General features: G+C 66.0%; 12 protein-coding genes. 6 read left to right on the forward strand and 6 right to left on the reverse strand.

Translation table 11 applies throughout. The features are described 5' to 3' along the window. Entirely contained in the window at positions 1-1329 is a 1329-nt protein-coding gene (locus IG178_RS06195) for a voltage-gated chloride channel family protein (protein WP_193211656.1), read from the reverse strand. A 329-nt stretch (positions 1330-1658) separates the two neighbouring features. Then, the gene (gene mnmA, locus IG178_RS06200) at positions 1659-2756 is read right to left on the reverse strand and encodes a tRNA 2-thiouridine(34) synthase MnmA (protein WP_193211657.1); all 1098 of its coding nucleotides are present in this window, start codon (positions 2754-2756) and stop codon (positions 1659-1661) included. A 188-nt stretch (positions 2757-2944) separates the two neighbouring features. Between mnmA and IG178_RS06205 the strand changes: the two genes are divergently transcribed. Beyond that, complete coding sequence (locus tag IG178_RS06205) at positions 2945-3934, forward strand: ThuA domain-containing protein (RefSeq protein ID WP_193211658.1); 990 nt, start codon at positions 2945-2947, stop codon at positions 3932-3934. Positions 3935-3991: 57 nt separating this feature from the next. Here IG178_RS06205 and tpiA read toward each other — a convergent pair whose 3' ends face one another. Genes tpiA through moaA form a run of 4 tightly spaced genes read right to left on the reverse strand, consistent with a single transcriptional unit; the run spans position 3992 to position 9233 of the window. After that, positions 3992-4759, reverse strand: a complete 768-nt coding sequence (gene tpiA / locus IG178_RS06210) for a triose-phosphate isomerase (RefSeq protein ID WP_193211659.1) — start codon at positions 4757-4759, stop codon at positions 3992-3994. A gap of 45 nt (positions 4760-4804) precedes the next feature. Continuing rightward, positions 4805-6001, reverse strand: a complete 1197-nt coding sequence (locus IG178_RS06215; RefSeq protein ID WP_193211660.1) for a phosphoglycerate kinase — start codon at positions 5999-6001, stop codon at positions 4805-4807. A 31-nt stretch (positions 6002-6032) separates the two neighbouring features. After that, positions 6033-8174 carry a SpoIIE family protein phosphatase gene (locus IG178_RS06220; RefSeq protein WP_193211661.1) on the reverse strand — a complete coding sequence of 714 codons (2142 nt, stop codon included), beginning with the start codon at positions 8172-8174 and terminating at the stop codon, positions 6033-6035. Between the two features lie 57 nt (positions 8175-8231). Continuing rightward, positions 8232-9233 (reverse strand): GTP 3',8-cyclase MoaA, encoded by a 1002-nt coding sequence (moaA, locus tag IG178_RS06225; protein WP_343225934.1) that lies wholly within the window; start codon positions 9231-9233, stop codon positions 8232-8234. A gap of 112 nt (positions 9234-9345) precedes the next feature. On the opposite strand from moaA, the gene IG178_RS06230 reads away from it, so the two are divergent. The 5 genes from IG178_RS06230 to IG178_RS06250 all read left to right on the forward strand — a co-directional run. Next, a complete protein-coding gene (locus IG178_RS06230) occupies positions 9346-9708 on the forward strand; it encodes a hypothetical protein (RefSeq protein ID WP_193211663.1) in 363 nt (120 codons plus the stop codon). 59 nt (positions 9709-9767) lie between these two features. Next, positions 9768-10919 carry a molybdopterin-binding protein gene (locus tag IG178_RS06235; protein ID WP_193211664.1) on the forward strand — a complete coding sequence of 384 codons (1152 nt, stop codon included), beginning with the start codon at positions 9768-9770 and terminating at the stop codon, positions 10917-10919. Between the two features lie 3 nt (positions 10920-10922). Then, a complete protein-coding gene (gene moaC / locus IG178_RS06240) occupies positions 10923-11396 on the forward strand; it encodes a cyclic pyranopterin monophosphate synthase MoaC (RefSeq protein ID WP_193211665.1) in 474 nt (157 codons plus the stop codon). 31 nt (positions 11397-11427) lie between these two features. Next, a complete protein-coding gene (locus IG178_RS25390) occupies positions 11428-12246 on the forward strand; it encodes an NTP transferase domain-containing protein (RefSeq protein ID WP_226894977.1) in 819 nt (272 codons plus the stop codon). 3 nt (positions 12247-12249) lie between these two features. Beyond that, positions 12250-12544: molybdenum cofactor biosynthesis protein MoaE (locus IG178_RS06250; RefSeq protein WP_193211666.1), on the forward strand; the 295-nt coding region annotated here is incomplete at its 3' end.

The following is a 12544-nucleotide window of genomic DNA, read 5'->3' on the forward strand; positions in this document are numbered from 1 at the left end:
TCACCCCGGCCGCCCCGGCGATCCCGGCCTGCCGCCGCGCATTCCCCGCAGCGGACCGGTCCCCTTCCGCCCCGGCTTCGGAATGCCAACGCGTTGCGAAAGGTAGATGCCGCTGTGACCGCTGCACAGGAAGGCCACGCCGCAGGCAATCGCCATCGGAACGAGGTGGCCGGCCCCGAAAAGCTCGACCCCCATCAGGACACAAGCCACCGGCGTGTTGGTCGCTCCGGCGAAAACCGCCACGAACCCCAGCGCCGCGAACAACTCGGGAGGCGTTCCCAGCCAGCCAGCCAGCGCGCTTCCGAGGGCGGCACCAATGAAGAACAAGGGCGTGACTTCCCCGCCCTTGAAGCCCGAGCTGACGGTGACCGCCGTGAACACGAGCTTCCAGGCCCAATCCCACGGACCCGCCTGCAAGCCGCTGAACATCGACACCAGCGAAACCGCGTCCAAATCCGGCGACCAGACCCCGAGTCCCAGGAAATCGGCCCGGCCGACGATGAAAAACAACGCGATCACCATCAGCCCGCCGGCGGCCGGCCTCAGAACCGGCCACGGGATCCAGCGTTTGAAACCCGCTGCCAAACGATGACAGGTCTCCGAGAACAACAGGCTCACCAGGCCGAAGACGACCGCCGCCAGCGCCACTTTTCCGAGCAGCATCGGACTGAGGTAGAAAGCCCCCAGCGGTCCGGCAATGCCGTCGATGTGGTAATGCGTGTGCCCGACGCCCCAGGCCCGGCACACCCAATCCCCCGCGAACGACGCCGCCAGGCACAGCGGCAGGGCGTGGAGTTTCGGGCGACCGATCACCACCACCTCGACGGCAAAGACCGCCCCGGCCAACGGCGTCCCGAAAACCGCGCCGAAACCCGCCGCGACACCGGCCATCAGCAGCATCCGGATCTGATCCGCATCCAGGTTGAAGCGCCGTGCAGCCGCCGAGGCGAGGCTGCCACCGATCTGCACGGCGGTCCCCTCGCGACCGGCCGATCCGCCAAAGAGATGCGTCACCAGGGTACCAAACAAAACCAGCGGCGCCATCCGCCGCGGCACCCCGCCCCCGGGGTCGTGGATCCGGTCGAGAATCAGGTTGTTGCCCCCTTCCGAATCCGCGCCGTGCCGGTGATACATCCACGCGACGGCCATGCCGGCCAGCGGCAGCCCGTAGAGCAGCCAGGGATGCCCGAAACGGATGCGGGTCATCACTTCCAGGCTCCACAGGAAGAACGCGCAGGCCGAACCGACCGCGGCGGCCATCAACAAGGTCACCCCGATGACCTTGGCCGGGAACAGGCGCGAAACCGGGCTCGGCGGGGTGGCGGACATCGGTCGACGGAACGTTTCCAACGGGGAGCGCCGGATGCCGCAGGGAAGCGCCAGGATGGCGCACGCGTCAAGCCCGCGAATCCCAGCAAAAGGGATTGCCAGCCGGATCGGCCCGCCTAGAGTCTCCCCCGACTGCTGTGTTCGTCCATACAGGTAGCGTGCCCGGACCGATGTATTAGAACAGGGAGAACAAACCGAATCCGAAATCATGGTCATGCCTTCTCAGGACGACCTAACAGGATCGGCACTCCCACTTGTTGAGCAACTGGAACGTGGCTCACAGCTCCTCGGACGGCACAGCGGTTTCTTTTTTTGTACCGGCGGCGCGGTCACAACGGATCGCCAAGGGCCTCGACCTCTTCGAAGACACCGCCGCCCAGCAACCGGCCGCCCTCGTAGAACGCGCAGATCTGGCCGGCGGCGATCGCCCGCTGCGGCGAGCGGAAGGTAAGGTCGAGCTTGCCGTCGCCGCGCGGCCGGATCTCGGCCCGCTCCGCCTTCGCCCGGTAGCGGGGCTGGGCATCGACCGGCCGCGGGCTGTCGAAGTTCACCCCGATGGTCGAGACGCTGCCGATCACGCAGCGGCGGGCATAAAGCCCCGGCGTGCTGCTTTCATCCCAACCGACCACCAGCCGGTTGTTCTCCAAATCCTTGGCGACCACCACGTAGGCCATGCCTTCCCGCGGCGACGCCACCCCGTGCCCCTTGCGCTGGCCCAGGGTGTAAAGATGCAGTCCGCGATGCTCCCCCATCACCCGGCCGGTGGTGTCCACGATTTCCCCCGGATGGTCGGGAATGTAGTGACCGATGAAGTCGCTCATCTTGATGTCACCGATGAAGCAGATGCCCTGGCTGTCTTTTTTTCCCGCGGTCGGCAACGCGTGCCGGCGGGCGACCTCGCGGACTTCCGGCTTCAGGAGTTCGCCGGCCGGAAACATCGCGTGGTGCGCCTGATGCTCGGTCATCAGCGCGAGGAAGTAGCTCTGGTCCTTGTTCGGATCCGCCCCCCGCAGGATGGCGGGACGTCCGTCGGAAAGGGTCCGTTTGCGAGCATAGTGCCCCGTCGCGACCGCCTCGAAGCCCTGCTCGAGGGCGTAGTCGAGGAAAACGCCGAACTTCATCTCGCGGTTGCACCAGACGTCCGGGTTGGGCGTGATCCCGCTGCGATAGCCCTCGACGAGGTAATCGACGATGCGCGCCTTGTACTGGTCGATCAGGTCGACGACCCGGAACTCGATCCCCAGCTTGCGGGCCACCGCGAGCGCATCCTCGAGATCGGCCTCCCACGGACAATCGCCGGGAAGCCCCTCGGCATTGATCCAGTTCTTCATGAAGGCACCGGCGACCTCGTGACCCTGTTCGATCAACAGGGCCGCGGCGGCGGAGCTGTCCACCCCGCCGGAAAGTCCCACCAGCACCTTCGCCATGCCGGCGATTGAAGGACCCGCGGGCGAAGTTCCAAGCGCCAATTTCAGGTGCGGCGGCCATTCGGCGGAGCAGCGGCGGTCGCGGCCGGAGGACCGGGCCCGGACGACGGTCCGGAACGATCTTTTCCAAACGCGTTCGATTCTTGCCCGCCCCGCAAGATGGCGCTTGGCTACCGGGTAACACGCGCATGATTCGATCCTTCAAGACACTCATTCCCCTTGCCCTCACCGCAACCGCCATGGCGTCGGATCCATGGCTGGTCTTCGAAGGCAAGGACGGCCCGGGGAAAGGCAAGCACATCGTCCTGATCAGCGGCGACGAGGAGTACCGCTCCGAAGAGTCGCTGCCGATGCTCGGCCGCCTGCTCGCCGAAAAGCACGGCTTCAAGTGCACCGTCCTGCTGCCGATCGACCCCAAGACCGGGGAGATCAACCCCAACGAGCAGACCAACATCCCGGGCATCGAGACCATCGACTCCGCCGACTTCCTGATTCTCGGCCTGCGCTTCCGCGAGCTTCCCGACGACAAGATGAAGCACTTCGTCGATTATGTCGAAGCGGGCAAACCCCTGCTCGGCATGCGCACCTCGACCCACGCCTTCAACTACACCCGCAACAAGAACAGCCCTTACGCGTCGTGGTCGTTCAACTCGAAGGAATGGCCCGGCGGATTCGGCAAACAGGTGCTCGGCGAGACCTGGATCAATCACCATGGCAACCACGGAAAGCAGAGCACCCGCGGTGTGAAGGACGCCGACAACCGCGACCACCCGCTGCTGCGCGGCGTCGGCGAGGTATGGGGTCCCACCGATGTCTACGGCGTCACCAAGCTGCCCGACGACGCCAAGGTGCTCCTCCACGGCGAGGTGCTGGCTGGCATGAGCCCGGACGATGGCGCCTTGGAGGGGAAGAAGAACGATCCAATGATGCCGGTGGCCTGGGTCCGTGAGCGCAATCTGGGCGACGGCAAGGTCCAGCACATCGTTTGCACCACGATGGGGGCCGCCACCGACCTTGAGAGCGCCGGCTTGCGCAAGCTGGTGGTGAACAGCGCCTACTGGGCCTGCGGGCTGCCGGTCGCGGAGAAGCTCGATGTCGATCCCGTCGGCGACTACAAGCCCTCACCCTTCGGCTTCAACAGCTTCAAAAAGGGCGTGAAGCCCGATGACCTGCGCTGAACGCAAAAAAGCGCGGCGAGCCGGAATGGCCGCCGCGCTTTGAATAATCCAGGGCCCTTACGGTGCGCCCTTCTCGATGATGTCGAGGAAGCTCTGGGGCTCGAGCGAAGCGCCGCCGATGAGGGCACCGTCGATATCCGGGCAGGCCATCAGCTCCGCCGCGTTGCCGGGCTTCACCGAACCACCGTACTGGATGCGGATCTTCGCGGCGCTGTCGGCACCGAACTGTTCGGCGACCAGCGAGCGGACGAAGGCGTGGGTGTCCTGGGCCTGCTCCGCGGTCGCGGTGACACCGGTGCCGATCGCCCATACGGGTTCGTAAGCGATCACCGTATCGAGCAGGTCGCGTTCGCTCAGGCCCTTGAGGCCTTCGCTCACCTGGGTGCGCAACACCTTCTCCAGCCGGCCACCTTCGCGCTCTTCCAAGGTCTCACCGATACAGAAGATCGGCTTGAGGTTCACCTCGCGGGCCTTGCGGATCTTCGCGTTGATGACCTCGTCGGTCTCACCGAAGATCGAGCGCCGCTCGCTGTGACCGATGATCACGTAGTGGATGAAGAATTCCTTCAACATCATCGCGCTGATCTCACCGGTGTAAGCGCCGGAGTCGAACTGCGAGCAATTCTGCGCCGCCAGGGTGATGCTCGAGACATTGCCGAGGATCTCGGCGGCCTTCGTCAGCGAAACGAATGGCGGAGCGATCACGATGTCGCACGGGAAGGTGCGGTTCTGGACCTTGGAAAGGAGGCTCTTCGCGAAGTCCTCGGTCTCCGAGGGCCCCTTGTTCATCTTCCAGTTGGCGGCAAAAATGGGCTTGCGGATCATGACAATACAATCGGGTGTAAGTGGAACAGCGGGAATCGGGCCAACTCAGGCATCGGTTAGGGCTGCCACACCGGGAAGCGTTTTTCCTTCAAGGAGTTCCAGCGAGGCACCGCCGCCAGTGGAGATGAAAGTCATCTTGTCATCCAGCCCGTATTTGTTGACCGCCGTCACCGAATCACCCCCGCCGACGATGGTCACGCCGTCGCAGGCGGCCATCGCATCGGCCACCGCCTTGGTGCCCTTGCCGAAGCTGTCGATCTCGAACACGCCCATCGGACCGTTCCAGATGATGGTCTTCGCCTTGGCCACTTCGGCCACGAACTGGCCGATCGCGACGTCACCGATATCAATCCCTTCCCAGCCGTCGGGCGTCTCGCCGCCTTCGCCGTAGACGCCGGTCACCTTGGTCTCGGCACCTTCCTTGAACTCCTGGGTGATGCGGGTGTCCGCCGGCAGCAGGAACTCGACGCCCTTCTCCTTGGCCTTGGCGAGGATGTCGAGGGCGAGGTCGAGCTTGTCCGCCTCGACCCGGCTGTTGCCGGTCTTGTAGCCCTGAGCCTTGCGGAAGGTGTTGGCCATCGCGCCGCCGATCAGGAAGGCATCGGCCTTCTCCATCAGGCGGGTGATCACCTGGATCTTGTCGGAAACCTTGGCACCACCCATGATCACGAGGAACGGGCGCTGCGGGTCCTGCAACTTGCCGTCGAGGTATTCCAACTCACGCTCCATCAGGAAGCCCATGGCGCTCTTGGCGACGAAATGGGTCACGCCTTCGGTCGAGGCATGCGCGCGGTGCGCGGTGCCGAAGGCATCGTTCACGTAGATCTCCGCGTTGCCGGCAAGCGCCTTGGCGAAATCCGCGTCGTTGGCCTCTTCCTCGGCCTGGAAGCGGGTGTTCTCCAGCAACAGCACTTCGCCGGGCTGGAGGGCGGCGCGGAGGGCGGAGGCCTCGTCACCGATGGTCGCCGGAGCCAGTTTCACGGGGCTGCCGATCACCTCGCCGAGACGGGCCGCGGCGGGAGCCAGCGAATACTTCGCCTCGGGTCCCCCCTTCGGCCGGCCGAGGTGGGAGCAAAGCACCAGCTTCGCGCCGCCCTTGATGAGGTGTTGGATCGACGGAACCGCCGCCTGGATGCGCGTGTCATCGGTGATGACACCATCCTGAAGGGGAACGTTGAAGTCCACACGCATGAGGACTTCCTTGCCGTTGACGTCGAGATCGCGGATCGAAAGCTTGGCCATGGGGCGGGACTGCCCGAGGACGCCCGACAAGTCAAGCATCGCTTGGAACGGATCCTGTCAGGGCCTGGGCCACCTTTTCGGCATCGGTCCGCGAGCCCGGGCTGACTTCCACCGCCACCACACAGATATCATCATCATGCTGGCGGCGTTTCCCGTGGGCCGTCACCTCGCAGAAGATCTTCGCCGGCATCGCGGCGAGCGGACCGTCGAGCGCCTCGTCGAAGGTCCGGATCAAGCGCTCGACCCCGAATTGCCGGCCGGACGGATCTTCCGCCTCCACCACCCCGTCGGTGAAGAGCAGGAACACGTCTCCCGCGCGCACCGACGTGGTCGTGGTGTCGTACACCGTCCCCGGCACCAGCCCCAGCGCGGGCTGCCGCCTGGCCCCGGTCCACATCAACTTCGGCGGATTGCCGGTTCCCCGGTGGGCGCGCAGCGGCGCCGGGTGGCCTGCGACCGCCCAGCTCAAGCGCGACTCCCGCGTATCCACCACCATCAGGAAAGCGGTCACGAAAAGCGTCTGGTTGCTGCGCTCGATGACCTCGTGGAGCTCGTGGTTCAACATCCCGAGAAACTTGCCCGGATCTCCGGCCATGGCCACGTGGTTGCTGACCAGCGCGCGCAGGATGGCGGTCACCAACGCCGAGCGCGCGCCGTGGCCCATGACATCCGCGATCATCACCCCGGTGCGGTGCTCATCGATTTCGATCAGGTCGAAAAAGTCCCCCCCGACCGTGGAAGCAGGCTGGTAGTAATGGGCGAATCCCAGTCGCAGCGGGTCGCGGGATTCTCGCTGCGGGAATTCCGGGTAGCTCGAGGGCATCAGCGCCGTCTGGAATTCCCGGGCCATCTCGAGGTCCTCCCGGATCACCGCGGTTTTGGCATTCACCTCCGCCTCGAGCTCCCGGTGATAGCGCATCACCCGCGAGGTCATGATCCCGAAATCCTCCGCCAGGTCTTCCACCTCGTCGCCGGTCCGGATTGACTCGATCCGGTCCAGGTCCTCCGCAGCGGCACGCAAGCGGGCTTCCGCCTCGGAGTCGGAGAGCATGTGATCCTTCCGCAGGCGGACGGTGCCGGCGAGGGCCCGTGCCGCCCGGCCCAGCACCTTGATCGGCACCAGGATCTTGCGGTCGACGAGGGTGAAGCCGACCAAGCTGCAGACCCCGGTCGCCAGCACCGCGATCGCGCCGATCATCATGACCTGCCGCCGCAAGGGGGCGACCACGTCTTCCTTCGGGGTCGAATACAACACGTAGCCGCCCGGTTCGAACAGCGACCGGTCGATCTCCGGCGACTGGATCGCCGCGAAACCCGTCATCCGCTCTTGCGGCGTGCCCTTGCCCGTCAAGGTCCAGCCACAACGTCCGACACGGACCGTGAGCAGCGAGTCGGCGTCGAGCTGCGAGGCCAAGGCGTCGAACTTGCCACCGCCGGAGCGAGCCAGGATCCGCCCGTCCGCCAGCAGGATCTCGAAACGCGCCGACTCGTCCCTCGTTTGCGGCCGCAAGTTGAGGAACAGCGGCGAGACATCCAAAACCAGCTTCGCCACCCCCTGCAGCCGGCTGTCCTGGAAGATCGGGGTCACGAGATCGAGGGAGAAAACATCCGCGCTTTCGTCGAGATGGAGCTCGTCGGTCCACATGCCGCCTTCATTCAACGTGGCACCGGTGGTCCACCAGGCTTCGTCGAACTGGTCGTAGTCACTCGTTTTGCGTGTCGACGCCACGACCCGTCCGCGGGCATCGGTCACCAGGATCTCCGCTACCTGGGGATGACCGGCCTGGAAGCGCCGCAGGCTGTCCGCCGCCGGATTCTTCAGGATGGGGCTCAGGAAGGGATCATCTTCCGCCATCTGCGGCCACCGCGCCTCGACCTCGGCAATCTCGGACGGCGAATCGGGTGCGCCCGGGTGATCGCCCGCCAGAAAATCCCCGACCGACGGATCGGCGGCGATCCAGCTCCAGAAGTGCCCCGCCTGCGACTCGACCGCGTTCTCCAGCGATCGAGACAGGGCCCGCGCCTCGGCTTCGTGCAAACTCCCTTTCGTCGCAAGAAGTTGATGGAACCCGTAAGTCCTCAACACCACCACCCCCACCAGCAAGGGCACCAGCGCCGCGATCCCGAGCGCCAGGGCGATCTTCATCCGCAGTCCCATCGGCGGAAAACTCATCCTCACGTTCTAGCCCGCATTCCGGCCGCAGTGCCAGAAGGATTTCCGTCCTCCTTTTCAGCCGCCCAGATAACTCATCTCCGCCTTCGGCCGGGTGTTTTCACCCCGCTCCTCGGAATAGCGGTCGCTCCGGGACGTCCAGATCCCCGCCACCGCCGCCCCCAGCATCCGGTCGTCACCCCCGCCGCGCAGGATCCCCCGCACGTCGTGGCCTTCGGCCGCGAACAGGCAGGTGAAGAGCTTGCCGTCCGCGGAAAGCCGCAAGCGCTGGCAGTCCCGGCAAAACGGCCGGCTCACCGAAGCAATCACACCGATCTCGCAGGACCCGTCGCGGTGCCGCCAATGCGCGGCGACCTCCCCCCGATAGGCCGGGTCGCGTGGCTCGAGATCGAACTCGCCGGACAAGATTTCCAGCAACTCGGTCGCCGGCACCACTTCGGCCAACTTCCAGCCGTTCGACTCGCCGACGTCCATGTACTCAATGAATCGCAGGTCGACCCGCCGCTCCTTCGCCCAGCGTGCGAGGGGCAGGATCTCTCCCTCGTTGACCCCGCGCTGGATCACGGCATTCACCTTCACCTTGAGCCCGAAGTTCTGCGCCGCGGCGATCCCCGCCAGCACCCGCTCCACCTTGGCGCCCACCCCGTTCATGCGGGCGAAAATCACGGGATCCATCGCGTCGAGGCTCACCGTCACCCGGCTCAGGCCGGCCAGCGCCAGGCCTTCGGCATGATGTGCCAGCAGCACCCCGTTGGTGGTCAGCGCCAGGTCCTTGACGCCGTCGATGGCCGCCAGCATCGCGACCAGGTCCTCGATCCCCCGCCGCAGCAGGGGCTCGCCGCCGGTCAGCCGCACCTTGCCCACGCCCATCGGCACCAGCACGCGGGTCAGGCGCACGATTTCCTCGAAACTCAGCAGATCCTCGCGCGGCATGAAGCGGTAGCCCGGCCCGAATACCTCGACCGGCATGCAATAGCGGCAGCGGAAATTGCAGCGGTCCGTCAGCGAGATCCGCAGATCCCTGAGGCCGCGTCCGAGCTGATCAACCGGTCCTTCCACCCCGGCACCATGGCCCCGGCCCGCGGATTCGGGAAATGAAAAGCACTCAGGCACCGGATGAAACGCGGCGGGCTTGACCGCTTGGCACGTCTCGCGCATCGCAGCGCCCAAGATGCCTTTCTGGAAATCCCCGGCCTTCATCATCGGCGCCCAGCTCCTGTTCTCCGCCTCGGACCTGATCGGCCGCTGGGCGATGAAGTCGCAAGGCTTCAAACTCGCGTCCTTCTTCACGTGGTGGTTCCTCGTCTACACGGTGATCCGCCAGGTCGCCGTGTTTGGCCAGCTTTACATCTACTCGTCGATGGAGCTCGGCCGCTCCGCCGCCTTCTTCGGTGCGGGATCGATCATCATCGCCAACACGCTCGGCTTCTTCCTGCTCAAGGAATCCCTGACCGTTCCCGCCTACGTCGGCGTCTCGCTGGCGATCTGCGCCTTCCTGGCCCTCGCCATCCTGCCGGGCGGTCTGAAAGCTTGACGACCGCGCGGGGCACCGTTGCGCTCGCCAAGGCCGGCGGCCCGTGGAATCCTCCCGCCGTGGACCGGTTGCTGACACTTGCCGAGGCGGACAAGCTGACCCGCGGGATCGCTCCGCCCGGCACGACCGAGACGCTGCCATTGGCCGCGGCGATCGGGCGCACCCTGGCCGAGCCGCTGGCCGCCGACCGCGACTTCCCGCCCTACCGGCGTGCGATGATGGATGGCATCGCCTTCGCCGCCGACGGGATCCCCGCCACGGGTCCGCTGTTGACCGCCGGGCTGCACGCCGCCGGCGATCCACCACCGACCGCACCGGGAAAGATCTGGGAGATCATGACCGGAGCTGTGCTGCCGGACAACTGCGACACGGTGGTTCCCTATGAAGACTTGGCAAACGGTCGGCCGGGCGACTTCGTGAAAGGCCAGTTCGTCCACGCGGCCGGCAGCGACGCGAAAGCGGGCAGCATCCTCGTGCCCGCCGGCGCATTGATTGGGCCAGTCGAAGTGGCGATCGCGGCGTCGATCGGAAAGACCGAGCTCCGTCTCTTCCGCCGCGCCCGGATCGCGATCCTTTCGACCGGCGACGAGGCCATCCCCGCCGATGCCACTCCGGAACCCTGGCAGATCCGCCGCTCGAACGGTCCGATGCTGGAATCCCTGCTCCGACGGCGCGGCCACGAGATCACCTTCCACGACCACGCCCCGGACGAACCCGGCGCCTGCGGCCGGCTGATCGACCGGGCGCTCGGCGGAAGCGATCTCCTCCTGGTCTGCGGTGGCATTTCCAAGGGCAAGAAGGACTTCATCCGCCCCTTGCTGGAAGAGCGGCTCGGCAAACCCGCCTTTCACGGCGTGGCCCAGCGGCCCGGGAAGCCGCTTGCCTTCTGGCCGGGCCCGCCCGCCGTGTTCGCCCTGCCGGGGAATCCGGTCTCGGTGCTGGCCACCTTCACCCGCCACGTGCTGCCCGCACTGGCGCGACTGGAAGGTCGCGAGCATGTGCCGCAGAAGGTCCGCATGAGCGATCTTCCCGCGGCCTTGCCGAAGTTCTCATGGCTGCTGACCGTGACACCAGGGCCTGATGGCATGTTCCACGCTCGCGCTCCCTCGAACTCCGGGGATTTCATTTCGGTGGCCGGCTGCACCGGTATCGTCGAGGTTCCCCCGGCATCCACCGCCACCGAACTTTCCTACTACCCGTTCTCCTCCTGACCCGTGTCCCTTTCCCACGTCAACGAACAGAATCAGGCCGCCATGGTCGACGTCTCCGCGAAGGATGTCACCGTCCGCATCGCCACCGCCGAAGCCCGTGTCACCGTGAACGACGCCGTCGCCGCACAGTTCGACGGCCGTGATTTCGCCTCGAAGAAAGGCCCGGTCTTCCAGACTGCGATTCTCGCCGGGACGATGGGCGCGAAGCAGACCTCGTCGCTGATCCCGCTCTGCCATCCACTGCCGCTCGACTCCTGCAAGTTCGAAGCCTCCTTCGCGGGCCACGAGGCGGTGATCCGCTGCACGTGCAAGACGACGGGCAAGACCGGCGTGGAAATGGAAGCCCTGACGGGCGCGAACCTCGCCGCGCTGACCTTTTACGACATGTGCAAGGCGCTCGATCCCGCGATGGTGATCCACGGCGTGAGGCTGATCGAGAAGACCGGCGGCAAGAGCGACTACCGGGCCGATGCATGATCCGGAACCCGGGCGGCTCTCCTCTCTGAAAATGATCACTCTCATCCTCATCGGCGGAAAGAGCCGGCGCATGGGACGCGACAAGGCGTTCATCGAGCGGCCGGACGGAAGCCGGCAGATCGACCACCTGGTGAAACTTGCGCAGCTCGGCGGTGGGGAAATCTTCCTCTCGATGCGCGACGACTCGCCACCGCCGGTCGACTTGCCGGTGGTGGTCGATGCCGAACCCGGCGGCGGCCCGCTGGCCGCGCTGGCAGCGATCCACGCCGCCCGCCCCGCTGAACCCGTCCTGGTCCTCGGCTGTGACCTGTTCCTGCTCGACGAGGACACCGTCCAGCACCTGATCGACCGTCACGAACCCGGAACCACGGCGACCTGCTTCGCCAACCGTATCGACGGCCGGCCCGAACCCCTCTGCGCGATCTACGAGCCATCTGGTATTTCGATGGCCGCCGGGTCGCTGTCGCGCGGCGAGCACTGTGCCCGCCACTTCCTCGAGTCACTCGGCCCGAAGGTCCTGGAACTCCCCCGCCCCGCTGCGCTCGACAATGCCAACACACCCCACGAGCTCGCCGAGTGCTTCGCCAAGCTGACCCGGGGAGTGACGGCAAAGTCCGTGACTGTCCTTTATTTCGCCAAGCTCCGGGAAGCACGGGGCCTCGACCAGGAGCACGTCGCCACCCTCGCCTGCACCCCGGCGGGCCTTTACGAGGAACTGCGCTTCCGTCATCGCCTGCCCCTGGAGATCGACAGCCTCCGGGCCGCCCGCAACGGTGATTTCTGTGCTTGGGACGAACTGCTCGCGGACGGCGACGAGATCGTCTTCATCCCACCTGTCGCCGGAGGTTGAACCATGTTCGAGATCGTCACCCACCCCATCGATCCCGTCGCTCTCCGCGACCGGGTGCTCGACCCCGCGGCCGGCGGCTTCTGCTCTTTCGAAGGCTGGGTGCGCAACCACCACCAGGGACGCGCGGTCGAGGCGCTCGAATACGAGGCTTACGCCACCCTCGCGGAGAAGGAAGGCGCGAGGATCATTGCCGAAGCCGCGGAGCGCTTCGACATCCACCACGCCGTCTGCCAGCACCACGTCGGCCGCCTGGACATCGGCGGCCTCGCCGTCGTGGTCTGCGTTTCCGCCTCCCACC

It is taken from the genome of Neoluteolibacter marinus, from assembly GCF_014904755.1.
Taxonomy (GTDB): Bacteria; Verrucomicrobiota; Verrucomicrobiia; order Verrucomicrobiales; family Akkermansiaceae; genus Haloferula; species Haloferula marina.